Below are 20,821 nucleotides of genomic sequence, written 5' to 3' on the forward strand. Positions count from 1 at the left end.
GCGTCGCGCCCTCCGGTGTTCGCCCGCCCGGCGCTCACGCTCAGCGACCACTTGGTCGACTCGCGGTTGCGGGCTCGCGACGGCGGGGTGAGTGTGGGCCCAGTTCACGGCGAACGAGACGAAGGAGCGCGTGTCGTGGTGACTCTGTGCAAGCCCGCGGTGTCCGTACCCGAGTACGTGATCACGATGGAGGAGACCCTCGACCTCGCCCGCTCACGCCATGCCGACCACCCCCAACTGGCCCTCGCCCTGCGGCTGATCGGGAACACCGGGGTCACTCGTCGGCACATCGTGCAGCCGATCGAGGAGACCCTGAAGCACCCCGGATTCGAGGAGCGCAACGCGCTCTACGAGGCCGAGGCGAAGGCCCGCGTGCCCGCGGTGATCAAGGAGGCCCTGGACAACGCCGGGCTGGGCCCCGAGGACATCGACATGATCGTCTACGTGTCGTGCACGGGCTTCATGATGCCCTCGCTCACCGCCTGGCTGATCAACACCATGGGCTTCCCCAGCCACACCCGGCAGATGCCCATCGCCCAGCTCGGCTGCGCGGCGGGCGGCGCGGCCGTCAACCGCGCCCATGACTTCTGCACCGCCTACCCGGACGCCAACGTCCTCATCGTGGCCTGCGAGTTCTGCTCGCTGTGCTACCAGCCCACCGACCTCGGCGTCGGCTCGCTGCTGTCCAACGGCCTGTTCGGCGACGCGGTGGCATCCGCCGTCGTGCGGGGCCGGGGCGGCACCGGCATCGCCCTGGAGCGCAACAACTCCTACCTGGTGCCCGACACCGAGGACTGGATCGCCTACAGCGTGCGCGCCACCGGCTTCCACTTCCTGCTCGACAAGCGGGTCCCCGGGACGATGGAGCCGCTCGCGCCCGCGCTGCGCGAGCTCGCCGGCGACCACGGCTGGGACGCCGGGAAACTGGACTTCTACATCATCCACGCGGGCGGCCCGCGCATCCTGGACGACCTCAGCCGCTTCCTGGAAGTCCCCCCGGAGGACTTCCGCTTCAGCCGGGCCACCCTGACGGAGTACGGCAACATCGCCAGCGCCGTCGTCCTGGACGCGGTGCGCCGGCTCTTCGACGAGGGCGGCCTCCCGGAGGGCGCGCGGGGCATCCTGGCCGGCTTCGGCCCCGGCATCACCGCCGAGATGTGCCTGGGGCGGTGGACGAACGGGCAGCAGCCCGCGCACGAGCCCGGCCTTAACGCCCGCCGCATCGTCGGCTACTCCCCCCGGCACGCCTCCCCGGTCCGTACCGCCGCCGCCTGACCGCGCACCGGGCCAGCCCGGCCGTGGCAGGCCCCGTTCCCGGCCCGCCCGGACCCCCGACCCCACCTGACCCCTGTCTCGCCCCGCTCCCCACCGCAGAGGAGATCCCCATGTCCGCCACGCCACCCTCCCTCGCCAGATCGCTGCGCGGCCCCGCCGCCCTGGCGGTCCTGGTCGCCGCGGCCTCCCTCACCGGCGTGCCCGCCCATGCCTCCGCCCGCGTGCCCATGCACCAGTGCTGGGTCAACGACGTCCCCGCGCCACCTGGCGCCCAGGTCAACGGCACGCCCCAGGACGACCACATCTTCTGCGACAGCGACATCGAGGGCGTCACCATCTCGGGCGGCAACGGCAACGACATGATCGAGGTCAGGGGCCTGGTCATCGACTCGGCCGTGACGGGCGGCGAGGGCGACGACGTCATCCGCACCAAGCACCTGGTGCCGCAGACCACCTTCAGCATGGTCCGGGGCAACCGCGGCAACGACATCATCAAGGTGGCCACCGTGCACGGCGACGGGGCCAAGCTCGGCGCCGTCGTCCACGGTGACGACGGCAACGACAAGATCACCACCGGCTCGGTCCACGGCGCGCCCGGCCAGTTCAACCGCGGCGGCGGCATCGTCACCGGCAACGACGGCGCGGACACCATCAAGACCGGCGTCATCGACTTCTCCGGCCGGGTCCTCGGCGGCAGCGAGAACGACACCATCGAGGCCGCCGCGCTCGGCCCGGAGTCCGGCGGCATGATCCAGTCGGGCCCCGGCGACGACACGATCCAGGGCCCGGGCGGCGCCGTCCTGATCGTGGGCGAGCACTGGGGCACGGTGGACGCCGGCGTCGGCAAGGACACCTGCACCGTGAAGTCCGTCTCCACCCGGACCTCCATCAGCTCCTGCGAGATCCTCCCGAAGGACTCCCTGGCGCAGAAGCCCGCGGGCCAGCCCCAGAACCCCAGCGCCCCCAACTCGGAGGCGAAGCCGCCTCAGGAGCAGGGGAAGCCGGCTCAGAACCATGAGGCGCCGCCTCAGGAGCAGGGGAAGCCGCCTCAGAACCACGAGGCGCCGCCTCAGGACCACGGGGTGCCGCCTCAGGACCACGGCGTGCCGTCCCAGAACCACGAGGCGCCGCCTCAGGACCACGGGATGCCGCCCCAGGTCTTCGGCGTGCCCGGCTTCTAGGCCGGAGGGGCCGAGCGGACACACGGGCCGGCCGGGCGGGCAGCCAGACGGACCTGGCGGCCCGCCCCGCCGCCCTCCCGCGTCAGCCCCGACCCACCCCCGCCCCCACCTCCCGCGCCCAGTGACAGGCCGCCTCCGCCCGGTCCGCGCCCGCCGCGAGGACCGTAAGGTCCTCGGTGCGGCAGCGCTCCGCCACCGCGGCGGCCGTGCCCGACGCCAGCACGGGGCAGCGCACGTGGAAGCGGCAGCCCGCCGGGATCCGCGTCGGGTCCGGCGGCTCGCCGGTCAGCACCACCGGATCGCCGTCGGACTCCGGCAGCACCGACAACAGCGCCCGCGTGTACGGGTGGCGGGGGTCCGTCAGGACCGACTCGACCGGGCCGGTCTCCACGATCCGGCCCAGATACATGACCGCCACCCGGTCCGCGATGTTCCACGCCAGACCCAGGTCATGGGTCACGACCAGCGCCGACAGGCCCAGTTCGTCGCGCAGACGCAGCAGCAGGGCCAGGATCTCCCCGCGCACCGAGGCGTCCAGGGAGGCGACCGGCTCGTCCGCGACGATCAGTTCGGGACGCAGCACGAGCGCGCCCGCGATGACCACCCGCTGGCGCTGGCCCCCGGACAGCTCGTGCGGGTAGCGCAGGAAGAACCGCTCCGGCGGCCGCAGCCCGGCCCGGGACAGCGCCTCGGCGACCGCCGCCCGCTCGTCTCCCGCGTACCCGTGGATCCGCAGTCCCTCCGCCACCGCGTCGTACACCGTGTGCCGCGGGTTCAGCGAACCGCTCGGATCCTGCAGGACCAGCTGCGCCCGCTTCCGGTACGCCTTCAGCGCCTTCCCCGTGTACGACAGCGGCGCACCCCCGAACCGCACCGTGCCCCCGCTCGGCCGGACCAGACCGAGCAGCGAGCGGGCCAGCGTGGTCTTGCCGCAGCCGGACTCGCCGACCAGGGCCACGATCTCGCCCGCGCCGATGTCCAGGTCCACCCCGTCCACCGCCCGCGCGGCCGGCGCGCCCCGCCGCCCCGGGAACACCACCCGCAGGCCCTCCGCCGACAACAGCGGCCGCGACGGCCCCGAAGAACCGGAAGAACCGGAAGAACCGGAAGAACCGGAAGAACTCATGAGGTGCTCCCCATCTGGGTTCCGACGTGTACGCAGGCCGCCCGGCGCCCCGCGCCCGCCTCCCGCAGCTCCTGGTCCCGGTCCGCGCACCCCTCCACCGCCACCGGGCAGCGCGGGTGGAAGGTGCAGCCGCCCGGCAGGTCGGCCGGGTCCGGTGGGTCGCCCGGCAGCCCGCGCGGGGCGCGCCGCGAGGCCGGATCACCGATGCGGGGGAACGCCGAGGACAGCGCCCGCCCGTACGGGTGCGCGGCGGCCTCGTACACCTCCTTCGCCGGGCCCTCCTCGACCACCCGCCCGGCGTACATCACGGCCAGCCGGTCACAGGTGTCGGCGAGCACCGCCAGATCGTGGCTGATCATCAGCAGACCGATGTCCTGCTCGGCGACCAGCCGCTCGATCAGCCGAAGGATCTGCGCCTGGATCATCACGTCGAGCGCGGTGGTCGGCTCGTCCGCCACGATCAGCCGCGGGTCACAGGCCAGCGCCATCGCGATCATCACGCGCTGCCGCTGCCCACCGGACAGCTCGTGCGGATACGCCGCCGCCCGCGCGGCCGGCAGGCCCACGTGCTCGAGGAGCTCACCGACCCGGGCGCGGGCCGCCGCCGGGGTGGCCCGGCCGTGGACGAGCAGCGGCTCGGCGATCTGGTCGCCGATCCGCCGCACCGCGTTCAGCGAGTGCATGGCGCCCTGGAAGACGATCGACGCCCCTGCCCACCGCACGGCCCGCAGCCGTCCCCACTTCATGGTGAGGACGTCCTCGCCGTCCAGCAGGATCTCCCCGGTGATCCGGGCCGAGGCCGGGAGCAGCCGGAGCAGCGCGAGCGCCATCGTCGACTTCCCGCACCCGGACTCGCCGGCGAGTCCCAGCTTCCGCCCGGCCGGCAGGGTGAGGTCCACTCCCCGTACGGCGGGGACGGCGGCCGCCCCCGACCCGTACGTCACCCTCAGGTCGCGTACCTCGAGCAACGGCCGCGTGCTCAACGCCCCACCCCCAGCCTCGGATTGAGTACGGACTCGATCGCCCGCCCGCACAGGGTGAACGCCAGCGCGACCAGCGCGATGGCGAGCCCCGGCGGCGCCAGGTACCACCAGTGCCCGGACGAGACCGCGCCCGCCTCACGGGCGTCCTGAAGCATCCCGCCCCACGACACCACGGTCGGGTCACCGAGCCCCAGGAAGGCCAGTGTCGCCTCGGTGAGGATCGCCGCCGAGATCATGAGCGTGGTCTGGGCGAGCACCAGCGGCATCACGTTCGGCAGCACGTGCCGGGTCATGACGTGCCCGTGCCCGCCGCCGAGCGCCCTCGCCCGCTCGATGTACGGACGGGACTCGACCGCGATCGTCTGCGCCCGCACCAGCCGGGCGGTCGTCGGCCAGCAGGTCACCCCGATCGCCAGGATCACCGTCCACATCGACCGGGACATCACGGTCGCCAGCACGATCGCGAGGACCAGAGCCGGCATCACCAGGAACCAGTCCGTGATCCGCATGACCACGGTGGAGAACCAGCCGCCGTAGTGCCCGGCGACGATGCCCACCAGGGTGCCGATGGCGACGGACAGCGCCGCGGCGAGCAGGCCGACCAGGAGCGAGATCCGGGCGCCCCAGATCAGCAGGCCGAGCAGCGAGCGCCCGAACTGGTCTGTGCCCAGCGGGAACTCGGCGCTCGGCGACTCGAGTGCGGTGCCGGGCGCATTGGTCACCGACTGCACGTCGGCGCCGACGAGCAGCGGCGCGGCGAGCGCGAGCAGCCCGATCAGGGCGAGGCCGGCCAGGCCCCACAGCCCGGCCCGGTGGCCGCGGTACTGCTTCCAGAAGCGGGCGACCGTCCCGCGCCTGCGCTGCCATGTCAGGGAGGTCTTCGTCGGGGCCGTCGTCCCCGAGGTCGTCGGTGAGGTCGTCGGTGTGGTCTCGTTCGGCGAGGTCATCGGCCCACCCGGGGGTCGAGCAGCGGATAGAGCAGGTCGGCGATCAGGTTCATCACGATCATCGCTCCGGCGAACACGACGAACAGGCCCTGCACCAGCGGCAGATCGGGCACGCTGAGCGCCTGGTAGAACAGGCCGCCGAGCCCCGGCCAGGAGAACACCGTCTCCACCAGGATGGAACCGGCCGCCACATGGCCGAGGTTGATGAACACCATCGTCACCGTCGGCAGCAGCGCGTTCGGTACGGCGTGCCGGCGCCGCACGGCGTCGTCGCGCAGCCCCTTCGCCCGGGCGGTGGTCAGATAGTCGCCGCCCATCTCGTCGAGCAGCGAGGACCGCATCACGAGCAGGGTCTGGGCGTAGCCCACGGCGACCAGGGTGAGCACCGGCAGCACCATGTGGTGGGCGACGTCGAGCACGTATCCGAAGCCCGTCTCGCCGGTGCCGGACTCCATGCCGCCGGTCGGGAAGAGCCCGGGGACGGGGCCGATGCCCACCGAGAACACGATGATCAGCAGCAGCCCGAGCCAGAACGACGGCACCGACCACAGGGTCAGCGCCACGCCCGTGTTCAGCCGGTCGCCGAGGCTGCCGTGCCGCCACGCGGAGCGGGTGCCGAGCCACAGGCCGAGGGCCGAGTAGAGCAGCACGGCCGTGCCGGTGAGCAGCAGCGTCGCCGGGAGCTTCTGCGCGATGAGCTCGCCGACCGGGGCACGGAACTGGTAGGAGGTGCCGAGGTCGCCGGTCAGCGCCTTGGCGCAGTAGTCGGTGAACTGCTGCCACAGCGGCAGGTCGAGACCGAACTGCTTGCGCAGGGTGGCGAGTTGTTCGGCCGTGGTGGGCATCCCGTGGGTCATCGTCTTCACCGGGTCGCCCGGGATGATCCGGAACAGGAAGAAGCTGGTGACCAGGACGGCGAGGAGCGAGACGGCCGCGCCGGCCGCCTTCCCCGCCGCGTGCCGCAGATACGCGGAGGCGGTACGGGCCCGGGCGCCGCCCTCCGTGGCGCGGACCGAGCCGGTGGTGCCGGTGTCGGTCGTGCCGGTGTCGGGGTCGGTGATGCCGGCGTCGGTGCCGGCCACGGAGGAGGCGGGGGTGCTTGCGCTCGTCACGGGCTACTCGCGGTCGTCGGCGGTGGTGCGGCGGCGCAGCACGAGGAAGACACCGAGGCCGACGACGACCACGACGGCCGCGCCGATCCCGATCACCACGCCGGTGGAGGAGCCGCCGCCGGACTGCCCGTCGGAGGCCTGTGCGGCGGGCACGGCCGACCACCAGCTCCAGTAGCCGTCCTGGCCCCACAGGTTGCCGGCGGCCTCGGGCATGGTGGTGATGGAGCCGATCTGGTCGGTGCGGTAGGCCTCCAGGGCGTTCGGGTACGCCAGGATGTTCATGTACCCGGTGTCGTAGAGCCGCGACTGCATCCGCTTGACCAGGTCGGCGCGCTTGGCGGCGTCGTACTCGACGGCCTGCTGCGCGTAGAGCGCGTCGAACTGCGGGTCGCAGATGAAGTTGTCGGTGGCGCCGGTGTCCTTGGGGGTCGCGGGCAGTGTCCCGCAGGTGTGGATGGACAGCACGTAGTCCGGGTCGGGGTTCACCGACCAGCCGTCGAAGGCGAGGTCGTAGTCGCCCTTCACCCACGGGTCGGAGACGCTGTCGAGGCACTCGACCTTCAGCCCGATGCCGAGCTTGCCCCACCACTCCTGCAGGTACTTGCCCACGGCCTTGTCGTTGGGGTCGGTGGCGTGGCACAGGATGCGGAAGTCCAGCGGCCTGCCGTCCTTGCCGATCCGCTTGCCGTCGCCGTTCTTCCGGTAGCCGGCGGCGTCGAGGACCTGCTCCGCCCTGGCGGGGTCGTAGGAGCGCTTCTGGCCGACGGCCGGCTTCCAGAAGTACGAGCCGAAGCGCGGCGGGATGTAGCCCTCGCCCTCGACGGCGTGGCCCCGGAAGACCTTGTCCACGAGGGTGGCGCGGTCCACGGCGAGGAACAGCGCCTTGCGCACCTCGGGGTCCAGCAGCGCCTTGTGCCCGTTGCCGAAGGTCCTGCCGTCCTTGGCGCGCGCGCCCGGGTTGGTGGCGAGGGCGAAGAAGCGGCGGCCCGGCGCGTCGTTGACCTTGATGTTCTTCTGGGTCTTCAGCGCGGCCGCCTGAGCGGGCGTCAGGTTCGGTACGAAGGACACCTCGCCCTTCTGGAGGGCGGCGACGGCCGCGTCACCGTCCTTGTAGTACTTGAAGACCAGCTCGTCGAACTTGGGGGCGCCGCGCCAGAACTTCTTGTTCGGCTTGAGCTTGATGTACTGGTCGACCTTGAAGTCGGTGATGACGAAGGGCCCGTTGCCCACGATCGGGAACCGCTGGTCGTTGTTGAACGTGGAGAAGTCGCCGACCTTCTCCCAGATGTGCCTGGGCACGATCGGCACGTCGAGCGCCGTCATCGTCGCCTGCGGCTTCTTCAGCTCGATGACCAGGGTCCGCGGGTCGGGCGCGGTCACCTTCTTGAAGTTGGCCGTGAAGCTGCCGTTGGCGGTGGCCGCGTTCGGGTCGGTCATCATCTTGTTGAAGGTCCAGGCGGCGTCCTCGGCGGTGGCCGGCTTCCCGTCGGACCAGGTCGAGTCCTCGCGGATCGTGTACGTCCAGGTCAGCTTGTCCGGCGAGGACGTCCACGCGGTGGCAAGGCCCGGGATCGGGCGCGCGTCCTTCGCGTCGTAGTTGGTCAGGTACTCGTAGGCCAGCCGGTGGATGCTGGTGGAGACGAGCTTCTGGGCGAGGAACGGCGAGAGCGAGTCGACGCTCTGCGAGACGGCGACGGTGAGCGTCGTCCCGGCGGGATTGTCGTCCGCCCGCGCCGCCTGGGCCGCCGGGGGGACCGCGACGAGCGAGGCGGCGATGACGCCGGCCGCGGCCAGGAGGCGGACGGCTCTGAGGGTGGGTGCCGGAGGGGGTGGAGCCTTCGTGACCATGACCATGGGACGTGACCTCGCGTCGGGATGCGTGCGTCGGGGGAAGTGCCGTGGATCTTGGGCTGACGATGGATGAAGCGAAGGTGTATCAGCGGTGGTCTGCCGTCGTCAACGATCCCTCAAACCCCATGTGGTCTGCGGGAATGCCACGAGGCCCCGTACCGGAACACCGGTACGGGGCCTCATTGGTCTACTCCTGTGACGCCCTACTGCTGAGGGGCTGGCGGCGCCTGCGGAGGCTGCTGCTGCCAGTTCGGCGGCGGCACCTGGCCCGTGGCCTGAGCCTGGGCTTGTGCCTGGGCCTGGGGGTCGGCCTGCGGGTCGGCGTGCGGCGGCAGCGGCTGCGCCGGGGGCTGCTGCCAGCCCTGCGGCATGCCGGGCTGGCCGGGTTGACCGTGCTGGCCGGGCTGCGCCCCGTACGGATGTCCGGGTGCGGGCGGTGCTCCGTACGGCTGACCCGGAGCCGGCTGACCGGGCTGACCGGGCTGGCCCGGAGCCGCCTGCGGCGGGTAGGGCTGCTGCGGGAACGGCTGCCCGGGCGCGGGCGGAGCCCCGTACGGCTGACCCGGCGCGGACTGCTGCGGCGGGTACGGCTGACCGGGCATCGGCTGACCGGGGTGGCCCGGCTGGCCCGGCATGGGCGGGGCCAGGTGCGGGGGCATCGCGCCCTGGCCGTCACCGGTCCACAGCCCCTGTGCCTGCTGCGCCCGTACGAAGTCCTCGGCCACCATCGCCGACAGGTGGAAGTACGCCTCGCGGGTCTTCGGCCGCATCATGTCGAGGTCGACCTCGGCGCCGGCCGCCAGGTGCTCGTCGAAGGGCACCACGACCACACCGCGGCAGCGGGTCTGGAAGTGCTGCACGATGTCCTCGACCTTGATCATCTTGCCGGTCTCGCGGACACCGGAGATGACCGTGATCGACCGCTGCACCAGCTCCGCGTACCCGTGCGCCGACAGCCAGTCCAGCGTCGTCGAGGCGCTGGAGGCACCGTCCACGGACGGCGTCGAGATGATGATCAGCTGATCGGCCAGGTCGAGCACGCCGCGCATGGCGCTGTAGAGCAGACCGGTGCCGGAGTCGGTCAGGATGATCGGGTACTGCTTGCCCAGGACGTCGATCGCCCGCCGGTAGTCCTCGTCGTTGAAGGTCGTCGAGACGGCCGGGTCCACGTCGTTGGCGAGGATCTCCAGACCGGACGGCGCCTGCGAGGTGAAGCGGCGGATGTCCATGTACGAGTGGAGGTACGGGATCGCCTGCACCAGGTCGCGGATGGTCGCCCCGGTCTCGCGCCGCACCCGCCGGCCGAGCGTGCCGGCGTCCGGGTTGGCGTCGATCGCCAGGATCTTGTCCTGCCGCTCGGTGGCGAGGGTCGCGCCCAGCGCGGTGGTCGTCGTGGTCTTGCCGACGCCGCCCTTGAGGGAGATGACCGCGATCCGGTAGCAGGACAGCACCGGCGTCCGGATCAGCTCCAGCTTCCGCTGCCGCTCCGCCTCCTCCTTCTTGCCGCCCAGCTTGAAGCGTGCCGAAGCGCCAGGGTTGCGGCTGGACTTGGGCTTCTGCTTGTTGTTGCGCAGCAGCCGGTCGGAGGACAGCTCGACGGCCGCGGTGTACCCGAGCGGGGCACCCGGCACGGAACGCTCACGCTGGTCGTGCGTCACCGAGGACGGCCACGCGGCCCCGGTCCGCGGATCGATCGCCGGCGAACCGGGCCCGGGCGCAGGCGCGGGCTGCGGCAGCTGACCCGGGTGCGGGAAGCCGTAGCCGCCCTGCGGGTCCGGGGCCGCGGGGTAGGGCTGACCGGGCTGGCCCGGCTGGCCGGGGTGGGGGAAGCCGTAACCACCCTGGGGGTCCGGCGCCGGGGGGTAGGGCTGACCGGGCTGGCCCGGCTGGCCGGGGTGCGGGAAGCCGTAGCCGCCCTGCGGGTCGGGAGCCGGGGCCGAGGCCGGGGCCGGAGGCTGCGGGGCCTGGCCGGGGTGCGGGAACCCGTAACCGCCCTGCGGCGGCTGGGCCTGCGCGGGCACCGGCGGCTGACCGGGCTGGCCGGGCTGTTCGTGCTGGCCGGGGTGTCCGTGCTGGGCGGGGTGCGGGAAGCCGTAACCACCCTGCGGCGGTACGGGTCCGGGAGCGCCCGGTACCGGAGGCGGGGGCCAGGACGCGGCGGCGGGCAGCGGGGCGGCCGGAGGCATCGCCTGGTCGCCCGGGGCCCCCTGGGTGGGCCACTGCGGCGCGGACGCCGGCGTCGCGGGCTGGAACGACGGCGGCAGCGGCGGCAGCCCGGGGGTCTGCGGCGGCAGCGGCGCGCCGACGGGCGGCAGCGGGGCGGCCGGTACGGCGTCCTGCGGCTGTTCGGCGGGCGCGGCCGTGACGGGGCTCTCGTCCGTACCGTCCGAGGCCGCCTCCGGCAGGGCCGGGGCGGGCAGGGCCGTGCCGGAGCCGTCGGCGGGCGAGTCGTTCGTGTCGTCGGCCGTCGCAGCGCTGTCCGCGGCCGTGTCCTCGGCGGCGCCCTCGGGTGCGTCCGACGCTGCGCTCTCGACGGCCGCCGGAGCGGTGTCGTCCGCACCGGCGCTCGTGCTCGCGGTCGTGTCGGCGTGGGCGTGGGCGTGGGCCTCGGCGTGGGCGTCGGACGGCGTGGCGTCCTCCGGGTCCGTGCCCTGGCCGGTGCCGGACGCGGGGGCTGCCTCGGGCTCACCGGCGGCCGCGACCGGCCCGGTGGTGTGGTCGTCGACGGACTCCCGCGCGGGCTGCTCGGCCTGCTGCGACACCTCATCGGAGCTCACGGCGGCAGCCGTGGCCTGGCCGTCCGTGGAACCGGTCGGCTGACCGGCCGTGTCCAGCGGCGCGGGTACCGGAGCCGGAGACGCTGCCTGAGCCGACGCCGGCGCGTCGGCCGGACCGGCCTGCTGCTGCTCGGCCAGCTCCGCCATCTCGCGCTTCAGCGCGGCGGGGGAGAAGCGCATGGTCGCCCCGCTCTCCACGTCCCCGCCGCCGAACGGCGGCGCGGGCGCCGGTGCGGGGTCGGGCTGCGGGGTGGCGGCGACCGGAACGGCCGGCGGGGCCGGGGCGGCCGGAGCAGGCATGGCCGGAGCAGGCGCGGCCGGTGCAGGTGTGGCCGGCGGCACCGGAGCGGCGGGCGGGACCTGGGCGGCCGGAGGCGGCGGCGTGGGAGCCCAGGTCGCCTCGTAGCCACCGCCCGCCGGAGGGCCGGGAATCGCGACCGGCGCGCCGGTCGGCGGCGGAGGCGTGGGCGCCCCGCCCCCCGTACCGCCCGACGACGCGTTCTGCGTGTACCAGGCCGGCGGGGTGTAGTCGATGGTGAACTCACCCGTCATCTCGGCGGGATCTGCGTCGGACTGATCGTCGACGGGCGGGTTCCAACCCCCGTTGATCTCGTCCCGATCGCGGTTCACTTTGCCTCCTGGTGTGGTCGCGCACCCGTGTGCAGTCGTGGGCGGGCACATCCCACCCTAAACGCCAACCGGGTCCGCCCGGCAGGGCCGACGGCCCGCCGCTGCCCCTCGCGCCCACGGCGCGCGACCCCCAAGTGACCCGCAGGTACCGGAGAGTGAAACCCCGGGTGTTTCGAACCCGTACAAATGCGGACAGGTTCGGCTGTATTCCATGTGTTCGCGTCAGCTGTTCTCGCGTCGGCTTCTCGTGTCGTCTCCCCGGGACGGACCCGGGTCAGTCCATCCGGCGGGCGCCGCCCAGCAATCCGGTCTCGGCATCCGTCGCCTGCGTCATCACGAACTGCCGGTCGCCCGGCGTGCACCACAGCGTCACGCCGTCGGCCAGCGTGGACAGCGCCTCCCACTCCGCGCGCTGCAGGCCCATGATGCGGCCGATCTGCGCGGCCTCGTCGGGAGAGACCCGCTGCACCCCGACGAGCGAGGACTTCTCGAGGAGCCGCGGGGCGACCGGGCTCAGATAGGGGAGGAGCGTGACGACCGACTGCCAGGGCCCGGAGACGACCCGGCCGCGCGGCGGCCGCATGCCGCAGTCGCGGACGACGACCACGGGGCTGCCCGCGGACGCGCCCTGCGGCGGCACCCGGCCCACGTCGTGCAGGGTGACGCAGGGCTGTCCGCCGCCGGCCGCCTGGGCGAGCGCGGTCCACGCCTGGGCCCGGCCGGTCTCGACCGCGATGCGGGCACCGGTCGCCGCCGCCCGCAGCGCGAGGACCTGCGCGGTCCACAGCCCGCCGATGAGCGTGACGTCGTACGGGCTCGGCTGGTTGATGCCCAGCACCGCGGGCCGGCCCTCGGCGTCCACGCCGACGACCACGCCGTCGTCGCCCACCGGCAGCGCCAGCGCGCCCAGTTGGTCCACGGGGACCGAGTGGCGGTCGCGGCGCGGACCGATGAGCCCGAAGCCGAACCGGGGCTTGCCGCCCCGCCCCGTACGCCGAGCGGCCCGGCCGCGTCCGGCATGGGCCCGCCGCGAGGGCGCACCGCCGGGTGCCCCGGCCGTACCCCCGCCGGACACCCCGCCCGCCACAAAACCACCCACGCCGGGCCCGCCGGCCATCTGCCCACCGTGGAGGGGCCCACCCACTCCCGGCCCGCCGGTCATCTGCCCACCGGCCACCGGCCCGCCGGTCATCTGGCCACCCTGCACGTGCCCACCCGCCACGGGTGTGCCCACCACCGGGCCACCCGCCACGGGTCCACCCGTCGCCGGTCCGCCCGCACCGGGCCCCATCGCCGGAGTCGTCATCAGCGCGCACCCCCCAGCGGCAGCGTCGCCAGCATGCCCGGCACCTGTTCGCGGTCGAGCCGCACCAGACCCGTCTTCACACCGCGCGCCGCGCGCTCCAGTTCGTGCCGGGCCGCCACCAGCTCCTCGTCGCTGCGCCCGGTGATCCGTACATGACCGGTGACCGTCACCTCCTGGCGGTCACCACCGCTCAGCGTCAGGCTGAAGGTCGTCGCGAGCGCGGGCAGCGACGTCAGCAGCGCCACCAGCTGCGGCATCGACGCCCCCGCGCCACCCGCACCGCCCAACTGGGGCCAGCGCCCCACCCAGTACGTCGTGTGCCGCCGGTCGTCGACCCGCCAGGTGCGCGCCGTCTCCTGGGTGCGCCGCCCCGGCGCCTGCCCCCGGCCCGCCTGCGCTATCGCCATCGGGCTCGCGCACGTGGAGGTGGCGATGGCCGAGGTGAGCTCCTGCTCGGTGAGGACCGTGGCCCGGAACCCGGCACCGGAGAGCCGGCTCGCCAGCTGGTCCGCCGCCCGCACCAGGCACTTCTGCGCCCCCTCCAGACCGCCGCCGCGCGCCTCGACCGCCTCCGCGCACAGCTCGGGGTCCAGCTTCAGCGCGATCCAGGTGATGCGGACCGCGGGCGAACCCGTCTGCGCCTGCAGCGGCCCGTAGTTGCGGGCGGCCATGGACTGCGCGGGCAGGTGCGGCGCCGGCGCGGGCTGGGTGTGCTGCACGATCTGCGCGGACTCCAGCCGGATGCCGTCCACCGACAGCACGTCCCGGACGAGCCCCACGGGCAGCGGCCGCGCCCCGCGGTCGGGACGCAGCGCCGAGCCGTCGGACTCGACCCGTACGACCGCCGTGAGGAAGGTCCCGTCACCGATCATCCCGATCGGGCGCCGGTCGCGGTCGCTGTACGTGTACGTCCGCAGCGCGGGGTCCGCCTCCACCACCGGGGCGAGCCCCGGCTCCGTGCCCTCCGGCACGGTGAAGGAGGCCGCCCGGCGGCTGCGGGCGCGCAGCGCCAGGAAGGTGGAGAGCCACTCGGGCAGCGAACGCCGGTGCCGGCGCACCACCGCGAGAAGCACCAGCAGCGCAGCGACCACACCGGCCGGAACGAGCAGCAGCTTGTCGACGACCGCGGCGACGAACAGCAGCGCCGCCGCCACCTCGATCAACACGAGCTGTTGCAATCGGAACGCACCGAAGTGTCCCGGGCGCGCCTGAAGCCTCGGTGAGACCGAGGACGGAACCGGCGAACCGGACCCCTGCGAGGGGACAGCGGGGGGCGCGGAAGTGGACGCGGCCGCAGCGGGCCGCGTCCGCGTCGCGGAAGCCATGATGGAGAATCCCCCTCAATTCGTCCCGATCACCCTCGCTCGCCAGGCCTTTGGCGGCTGGATCACCCTACCCGCCCCACGAGCACCGGCGGACAGCAGGCATAGTAGGGGGCCGGTCCGACAGCCGGGGCCCGGGCGCCATGCTCCCCGGACTCCCGCGCGAAGACTGCGCCTGACGAAAATGGGGACTCATGGCATCACGGCGGGACGAGCTCAACGCGTACACCTTTGCGAAGAAGCGCACGGTCGCGGCATTCCTCCAACCCTCTCCCTCCGGTACGGAGGAGGGGGCGCCCAAGCCGCTGCGCGCGGTGCTTCCCGGGCTGATCGTCGGCGCGCTCGTGATCGCCGGCTTCGGCGCCTGGGGCATGTTCAAGCCGACCGCGCCCAAGGGATGGGACGAGCCCGGCACCAAGGTGATCGTGGGCAAGCAGTCCACCACCCGCTATGTGGTCCTCACCACCGGCAAGGGCAAGGACAAGAAGACCCTGCTCCACCCGGTCCTCAACCTGGCCTCCGCCCGGCTGCTGCTCAACCCCGACGACTTCAAGGTCATCCAGGTCGACGACAAGACCCTCGACCAGGGCAAGCCGCCGCGCGGCCCGATCCTCGGCATCCCGTACGCCCCCGACCGCCTCCCCGGCGCCCAGGACGCCGGCAACGCCAAGCGCTGGGCCGTGTGCGAACAGCCCGGCGGCGGCAACGGCGGCAGCGTGCAGAAGGCCACCTTCGTCTTCGCCCAGCGCGACCTCGGACGCACCGAGAACAGCAACAAGCTGAAGGCCGGTCAGATCCTGTACGTCAAGGGGCAGAAGGACAGCGCCCAGTACCTGGTGGACCACACCGGAACCAAGTACCGCGTCAACGAGAAGGCCAAGGGCCTCACCACCACGCTCTTCGGCGTCAACCGGGAGCCGCAGCAGGTCACCGACGACTGGCTGGCCACCCTGAAGACCGGCAGCCCCGTCGACTTCCCGCAGATCCCCGGCGCGGTCGGCGCCGACGCCCACGTCGACGGCGGACTCACCCCCGCCCAGGACCGGGTCGGCATGGTGCTCCTCGCCCAGACCGGCTCCGGCCCCCAGCACTACGTCGTCCTCCAGGGCAAGGTGCAGCCGGTCTCCGGCTTCACCGCCTGGCTGCTCATCAACTCCCCGCAGACCGACATGCTCGACATGAAGGGCGAACCCTCCGCCGTCGACCAGGTCTCGCTCAGCCCCGACTCCGAGAACTTCGGCGCCGGACTGCGCTGGCCCGAGCTCAAGTCCGGCCAGGTCAACTCCGTCGGCGGCGCCGGCTCCCGCGACACCATCTGCTCCGTCCTGGAGAACGTGGACTCCAAGGGCCGGCCCACCCTCTCCACCTGGGCCGGCACCAAGTACCCGGCCGACATCACGGCCGGCGGCACCAGCACGTACGTCACCCCCGGCACCGGCCTGCTCTACACCCAGATCCAGGGCAACCAGTCCCGTCCCGACGGCTCGCTCTTCCTCGTCACCGACACCGGGCTGCGCTACGCGGTACAGGCCAACGGCGACAGTGACTCCGGCCGCTCCGAGATCGGCGCGCCCGAACAGAACCAGCAGAGCGACGGACGCCCGGAACCCAGCGACGCCCAGAAGCGTCTCGGCTACGAGAAGGTCACCCCGGTGCTCGTACCGCTGGAGTGGTCGGAGTTCCTGTCGAAGGGTCCGCGCCTCGACACCAACAGCGCACGCCAGCCGCAGGGTTCGTGAGGGGGCTCCAGGTGACGACACGGCGTACGGCGACGGCAGCGCGCACGGCGACGGCGACGGCAGGGCGCACGGTGCCGGCACGGCGCACGGCGGGACTCCTCGCGGCCGCGACCCTGACCGGCCTTCTGGTGGCGCCCCCGGCGGCCGCCGAGAGCCCGGTCGACATAGACGGCAGCGGCGAGTGCACCTTCCCGATGAAGAAGCAGATCGAGGGCATCCCCTGGTCGCTCCAGCGGGTGCTGCTCGACGAGCTGTGGCAGGACACCAAGGGCAAGGGCATCAAGGTCGCCGTCATCGACACCGGTGTCGACGACGTCAACCCGCAGCTCAAGCCCGCCGTCGAGGCCAAACTGGGCAAGGACTACCTGAAGCCCGACAAGGAGAACCCGGGCAGCGGCAACGACCAGCGCGGCAAGACCGACGGCACCGTCGACGAGGTCGGCCACGGCACGAAGGTCGCCGGCATCATCGCCGCCCGGCCCCGCAAGGGCACCGGCTTCGTCGGTCTCGCGCCCGAGGCGACGATCATCCCGATCCGGCAGAACGACGAGAAGAACAGCGGCAAGTCCGACACCATGGCGCAGGCCATCGACTACGCGGTCGACAAGGGCGCCCACGTCATCAACATCTCCCAGGACACCACCCAGCCGCTCGGCCCCGACTCGCTGATGGCCAAGGCCGTGGCCCGGGCCCTCTCCAAGAACGTGGTGGTCGTCGCCTCCGCCGGCAACGACGGCATGGACGGCAAACTGAAGGACACCTACCCGGCCGCCTTCCCGGGCGTCCTGGCCGTCGCCTCCTCCGACCGCAACAACGAGCGCGCCGTGTTCTCCCAGTCCGGCACCTTCGTCGGTGTCGCCGCACCCGGCGTCGACATCGTCTCCACGGTGCCCGGCGGCGGCCAGTGCGTCGACAACGGAACCAGTTTCTCGGCCCCGTACGTCGCAGGAGTGGCGGCGCTGCTGCGCGCCAAGTACCCGGAGTGGACGGCCGCGCAGATCGTGACGAGAATCGAGCAGACGGCCATCCGCTCCATCAACGGCCATGACAACCACGTGGGTTGGGGAGTCGTCGACCCCGTGAAGGCGCTCGCCGACGGCCCCGAACCGCCGAAGTCCGGTCCCACCCCGGACCCCGGCCCGCCCAAGCCCCCCGCACCGGAACCCGCCCACATGGCGATGTCGGAGACTCCCCAGGAGCGCTCCGAACGGCTCGCCACCTACGCGTTGGGCATCGGCGCGGTGCTGGTCGCGGTCGTCGCAGGAGCGGCCGTCGTGATCCGGGACAGCCGGCGACGCGGGGCCACCCGATGAACCGTCAGATGAATCACCTCACGGGCCATCCCATGAGTAGGAATACCTAGGTAGCTTTGCAGTTGGAACTGTCGTACCAAGTCGTTAGAGTGAGCGAGTTCGAGCGTGTGACGAGGGGGAACTGAAGTGGCAGGGCCGAACGGGGACGGCAGCGGCAAGCAGGGTCTGGAAGTCGGGGACGTCACCCTCCAGACCTTCCAGTCGCGCATGCAGAAGCTGGTCGACGATCTGAAGGGCTCACCCGCCGAGCACAAGAAGATCGGCGAGCAGAAGGTCACGGCGGCCTCGTACGGCACGGGCTTCGCCGCGGCCACCGAGCTGCACGGGGCGTACGAGAAGGTGCGCACGCGGCTCGAAGAGCTGACGAAGATCTTCGGCGAGACGATCGAGGCCATGGGTATCCGCGCCCAGATCGCCGACAAGGGCTACGCGGGCGTGGACGAAGAGGAGCGGCAGCGCTTCGCGGAGATCCAGAAGGCCACCAAGGAACACTACGAAGAGCGCCACGGCGGCGGCCAGCAGCCGGCGACCGGCCCGACCGGCCCGAACCAGCCGGCGCCCAAGCCGACGACCAACACCGGTGATTCCGGCGGATTCAGCTAAGCGGGGGAGTGCAGAACGATGTCTGGAGAGTTCGAGGGCAAGTCCCTGGACGCCCTGTACGCGATGATCGCGTCCGCCAAGCCCGAGGAGATCACCAGCACCGGAGAGGCCCTCGCGGCGGCGGTGCCGAAGATCCTCGACATCGCGGCCGACCTGCGGCACTACATCTCCCGCGTGCAGTGGGAGGGCGAGGGTGCCGAGGCCTTCCGCAAGTGGGGCGCCGGCATGGTCTCGGAGACGCTGGTCCTGGGCGACTTCACCAAGGTCGTCTCCGAGGAGATGAAGCGCGCGGGCACGGCACTGCGGGAGGCGAAGTCCTCCGTGCCGAAGCCGGCGGGCATGTGCTTCGCGGACCCGGAGAAGGAGAAGGCCCGCCAGGAGGCGGAGACGGGGCCGAAGCTTCAGGAAGCGATCGCGGCGATGCAGCGGTTGTCTTCGTACTACACGGAGACGAACAACCGGATGTCGGCGGAGCGGCAGCCTGAGTTCAAGCCGATGGACGCCCGCTGGGATGGTGGAGAGCGGGAATACGGCACAGGAAGCGGTACCGGCACTGGCTCCGGAACCTCCTCCGGGACGGGCACGGGCTCCATCGAGTCCAGCCACACGTCCCTTCGGCGTGCCGAAGAGACGACCACGACCAGCGGTACCGACCGTCAGGTCCGCGACGACCGCGTCACCCTGCCGCCGACCGCGCCGACGCGTCCGGATTCCGAGGTGGACACCAACCTCGACTCGGTGACCATCACGCCGGACGCGCCGACGAAGCCCACGGTGCAGCCTCCGACCGCGCAGCCGCCGATGACGAACGGCCCGCAGCCGGTGCTGCCGCCCGTCGCTCCGCCGATCGGCCCGCAGACCAATCCTCAGATCGGTCCGCAGGGCCGGACGGCCCACCCGGGTCTTCCGGGCCCTGCCGGTCGCACCACCCCGTTCACGCCGAGCCCGTTGGGAGCGGGGCCGCGGCCCGAGGGCATCACCGGCGGCCGCCAGGTGCCCGGCCGCCCCGGCATGGCACCGCCGATGGGGCGACCGCCCATGGCCACCGTCATTGGCGAGGAGAGGGGCTCCCAGTACGGCCGCGGCGCAGCCGGCCTGCACGGTCCCGGCGCCATGGGACCGGGAGCACCCACCGGCGTCGGCAACGGCTCCGGTCGTCGCTTGGCGACGCAGCCGGGCGGAACCGTCGGCGGTCCCGCAGCGTCCGGAGTCACGGGACGCTCGGCGTTCACGCCGGGCGGTACGGGCCTCGTCCGTCCGCCAGCCTCGACGGAGCCGGGCCAGGAGGAGCGGCGAGCGTCGCGTCGCCGTCCCGACTACCTGTCCGAGGACGAAGAGACGTGGAACTCGGGCCAGCGCCCGATCGTCCCGCCCGTCATCGACTAGGAGCACTCTCTGATGTCCCCCCTCACCCGGGCCGCTCGCAATCGAGCGGTCGGCCTGCTCGGCGCCATGGCCGCCGTCGTCGCGACGTGGACCGTCGCGGCGCCGGCGGCGCAGGCCGACGACATGCGGTCGCGTCAGTGGTACCTGGACGCGATGAAGGCCGATGAGATGTGGAAGGTGGCCACGGGTAAGGGCATCACAGTCGCCGTACTCGACAGCGGAGTCGACTCGACCGTGTCAGAGCTGCGCGGAAAGGTGCTGCCAGGCCGCAACTTCTCTGATGCAGGGGAGGGGCCGGGGCGGGTGGATAACAAGGACAGGGACCGCCACGGCACGAATATGGCGCTTGCCATCGCTGGGAGTGGAGCCGCCGGCGGAGTGAAGGGCATCGCACCGGATGCGACTATTCTGCCGGTCAAGACGGGCGACTTCGCGTTCAACGGCTGGGGGCCGACCTTTAAAGGCATCCGCTACGCCGTGGACAACGGCGCTCGCGTCATCAACATCTCGTCCGGAGGAGTGGCGGACGAGGCGTCCACCGCTGACTGGCTTGCCGCTGTGGACTATGCCCACAAGAAAGGCGCGTTGATTTTCGCGGCCGCCGGTAACGATGGGATTGAAAGCCGGTCGTATCCGGCCGCCGTCCCCGGAGTGGTCGCCGTGGGTGCCCTCGACACGAAGGGCAAGGTGGCCAAGTTCTCCGACTATGGCTCCCACCTTGCGCTCGCCGCTCCTGGCATGGAGATGCCCGGCCGCTGCACTGACAACAAGAACAAGTATTGCGCCTTCAAGGGCACCAGCCACGCCACCGCCATTGCCTCCGGCACCGCCGCCCTCATCTGGTCCGCCCACCCCGACTGGACCGGCAACCAGGTCCTCCGGGTCATGATGGAGACGGCCGGCCACAACGGCCCCGTGCCCAGCAAGTACATCGGCTACGGATCCGTCCGTCCCGCCCAGGTGCTTCTCGAAGGCAAGGGGAATCCGGGCGACCCCAACGTCAATCCGCTGCTCGCCGCGCAAGGCGGTGGCCAGCCGACGACGTCCAAGCCTTCCGAGCCTTCCAAGGCTTCACAGACCTCCCCCTCTCCTGAGAACACGGGGGCAAGCGGCAGCGACCAGGTCAAGGACCAGGCCGCAGGGTCCGACGAGGGCGGTTTCCCGCTCTGGGCCATTGTCGCGAGTGCCGTCGCCGTCGTGGCCGTCATCGGCCTCGTCGTCGCGGCGGGCGTACGCAGGAGAGCGTCGACAGACGCATGAACAACGCCAT

15 protein-coding genes are annotated in these 20,821 nt (G+C 72.4%); 7 read left to right on the top strand and 8 right to left on the bottom strand.

Annotation, left to right across the window (positions count from 1 at the left end; translation table 11 throughout):
* The first annotated feature begins 135 nt into the window (after positions 1–135).
* Both ACFY7C_RS24965 and ACFY7C_RS24970 read left to right on the top strand, forming a co-directional pair.
* The gene (locus ACFY7C_RS24965; protein ID WP_389654383.1) at positions 136–1,275 is read left to right on the top strand and encodes a type III polyketide synthase; all 1,140 of its coding nucleotides are present in this window, start codon (positions 136–138) and stop codon (positions 1,273–1,275) included.
* 110 nt (positions 1,276–1,385) lie between these two features.
* Complete coding sequence (locus ACFY7C_RS24970) at positions 1,386–2,456, top strand: hypothetical protein (protein ID WP_389654385.1); 1,071 nt, start codon at positions 1,386–1,388, stop codon at positions 2,454–2,456.
* An 82-nt stretch (positions 2,457–2,538) separates the two neighbouring features.
* Here the strand turns inward: ACFY7C_RS24970 and ACFY7C_RS24975 are convergent, their stop codons facing one another.
* The 8 genes from ACFY7C_RS24975 to eccE form a co-directional block, all read right to left on the bottom strand.
* Positions 2,539–3,582, bottom strand: a complete 1,044-nt coding sequence (locus ACFY7C_RS24975; RefSeq protein ID WP_389654387.1) for an ABC transporter ATP-binding protein — start codon at positions 3,580–3,582, stop codon at positions 2,539–2,541.
* A complete protein-coding gene (locus ACFY7C_RS24980) occupies positions 3,579–4,565 on the bottom strand; it encodes an ABC transporter ATP-binding protein (protein ID WP_389654389.1) in 987 nt (328 codons plus the stop codon). Before ACFY7C_RS24980 ends, ACFY7C_RS24975 begins: the two co-directional genes overlap by 4 nt.
* Positions 4,562–5,512 carry an ABC transporter permease gene (locus tag ACFY7C_RS24985; RefSeq protein WP_389654391.1) on the bottom strand — a complete coding sequence of 317 codons (951 nt, stop codon included), beginning with the start codon at positions 5,510–5,512 and terminating at the stop codon, positions 4,562–4,564. The genes ACFY7C_RS24980 and ACFY7C_RS24985 overlap by 4 nt, the downstream gene beginning before the upstream one ends.
* Positions 5,509–6,477, bottom strand: coding sequence for an ABC transporter permease (locus tag ACFY7C_RS24990; RefSeq protein ID WP_389654504.1), 969 nt, complete (start codon positions 6,475–6,477; stop codon positions 5,509–5,511). Before ACFY7C_RS24990 ends, ACFY7C_RS24985 begins: the two co-directional genes overlap by 4 nt.
* A gap of 150 nt (positions 6,478–6,627) precedes the next feature.
* Positions 6,628–8,472 carry an ABC transporter substrate-binding protein gene (locus ACFY7C_RS24995; protein WP_389654506.1) on the bottom strand — a complete coding sequence of 615 codons (1,845 nt, stop codon included), beginning with the start codon at positions 8,470–8,472 and terminating at the stop codon, positions 6,628–6,630.
* A 206-nt stretch (positions 8,473–8,678) separates the two neighbouring features.
* Complete coding sequence (locus ACFY7C_RS25000) at positions 8,679–11,882, bottom strand: SCO5717 family growth-regulating ATPase (protein WP_389654393.1); 3,204 nt, start codon at positions 11,880–11,882, stop codon at positions 8,679–8,681.
* 274 nt (positions 11,883–12,156) lie between these two features.
* Entirely contained in the window at positions 12,157–12,999 is an 843-nt protein-coding gene (locus tag ACFY7C_RS25005) for a hypothetical protein (RefSeq protein WP_389654395.1), read from the bottom strand.
* Between the two features lie 188 nt (positions 13,000–13,187).
* Complete coding sequence (gene eccE, locus ACFY7C_RS25010) at positions 13,188–14,513, bottom strand: type VII secretion protein EccE (RefSeq protein WP_389654397.1); 1,326 nt, start codon at positions 14,511–14,513, stop codon at positions 13,188–13,190.
* Positions 14,514–14,704: 191 nt separating this feature from the next.
* On the opposite strand from eccE, the gene eccB reads away from it, so the two are divergent.
* The 5 genes from eccB to ACFY7C_RS25035 all read left to right on the top strand — a co-directional run bounded on the left by eccB (position 14,705) and on the right by ACFY7C_RS25035 (position 20,811).
* On the top strand, positions 14,705–16,249 hold the full coding sequence (gene eccB, locus ACFY7C_RS25015; protein ID WP_389654399.1) for a type VII secretion protein EccB: 1,545 nt from the start codon (positions 14,705–14,707) through the stop codon (positions 16,247–16,249).
* An 11-nt stretch (positions 16,250–16,260) separates the two neighbouring features.
* On the top strand, positions 16,261–17,562 hold the full coding sequence (mycP, locus tag ACFY7C_RS25020) for a type VII secretion-associated serine protease mycosin (protein WP_389654401.1): 1,302 nt from the start codon (positions 16,261–16,263) through the stop codon (positions 17,560–17,562).
* Positions 17,563–17,688: 126 nt separating this feature from the next.
* Positions 17,689–18,165, top strand: a complete 477-nt coding sequence (locus ACFY7C_RS25025) for a hypothetical protein (RefSeq protein WP_389654403.1) — start codon at positions 17,689–17,691, stop codon at positions 18,163–18,165.
* Positions 18,166–18,183: 18 nt separating this feature from the next.
* On the top strand, positions 18,184–19,551 hold the full coding sequence (locus ACFY7C_RS25030; RefSeq protein WP_389654405.1) for a hypothetical protein: 1,368 nt from the start codon (positions 18,184–18,186) through the stop codon (positions 19,549–19,551).
* Positions 19,552–19,563: 12 nt separating this feature from the next.
* Entirely contained in the window at positions 19,564–20,811 is a 1,248-nt protein-coding gene (locus tag ACFY7C_RS25035) for a S8 family serine peptidase (RefSeq protein ID WP_389654407.1), read from the top strand.
* The last annotated feature ends 10 nt before the right edge of the window (positions 20,812–20,821 follow it).

It is taken from the genome of Streptomyces sp. NPDC012769 (genome assembly GCF_042901205.1).
Classification (GTDB): domain Bacteria; phylum Actinomycetota; class Actinomycetes; order Streptomycetales; family Streptomycetaceae; genus Streptomyces.

What these genes read in the sequence shown, in the direction of transcription:
- ACFY7C_RS24970 (WP_389654385.1), top strand. Translation starts at nt 1,386, where the DNA reads ATGTCCGCCACGCCACCCTCCCTCGCCAGATCGCTGCGCGGCCCCGCC.
- ACFY7C_RS24975 (WP_389654387.1), bottom strand. Translation starts at nt 3,582, where the DNA reads ATGAGTTCTTCCGGTTCTTCCGGTTCTTCCGGTTCTTCCGGTTCTTCG.
- ACFY7C_RS24985 (WP_389654391.1), bottom strand. Translation starts at nt 5,512, where the DNA reads ATGACCTCGCCGAACGAGACCACACCGACGACCTCACCGACGACCTCG.
- ACFY7C_RS24995 (WP_389654506.1), bottom strand. Translation starts at nt 8,472, where the DNA reads ATGGTCACGAAGGCTCCACCCCCTCCGGCACCCACCCTCAGAGCCGTC.
- ACFY7C_RS25005 (WP_389654395.1), bottom strand. Translation starts at nt 12,999, where the DNA reads ATGGCCGGCGGGCCCGGCGTGGGTGGTTTTGTGGCGGGCGGGGTGTCC.
- eccE (WP_389654397.1), bottom strand. Translation starts at nt 14,513, where the DNA reads ATGGCTTCCGCGACGCGGACGCGGCCCGCTGCGGCCGCGTCCACTTCC.
- eccB (WP_389654399.1), top strand. Translation starts at nt 14,705, where the DNA reads ATGGCATCACGGCGGGACGAGCTCAACGCGTACACCTTTGCGAAGAAG.
- ACFY7C_RS25030 (WP_389654405.1), top strand. Translation starts at nt 18,184, where the DNA reads ATGTCTGGAGAGTTCGAGGGCAAGTCCCTGGACGCCCTGTACGCGATG.
- ACFY7C_RS25035 (WP_389654407.1), top strand. Translation starts at nt 19,564, where the DNA reads ATGTCCCCCCTCACCCGGGCCGCTCGCAATCGAGCGGTCGGCCTGCTC.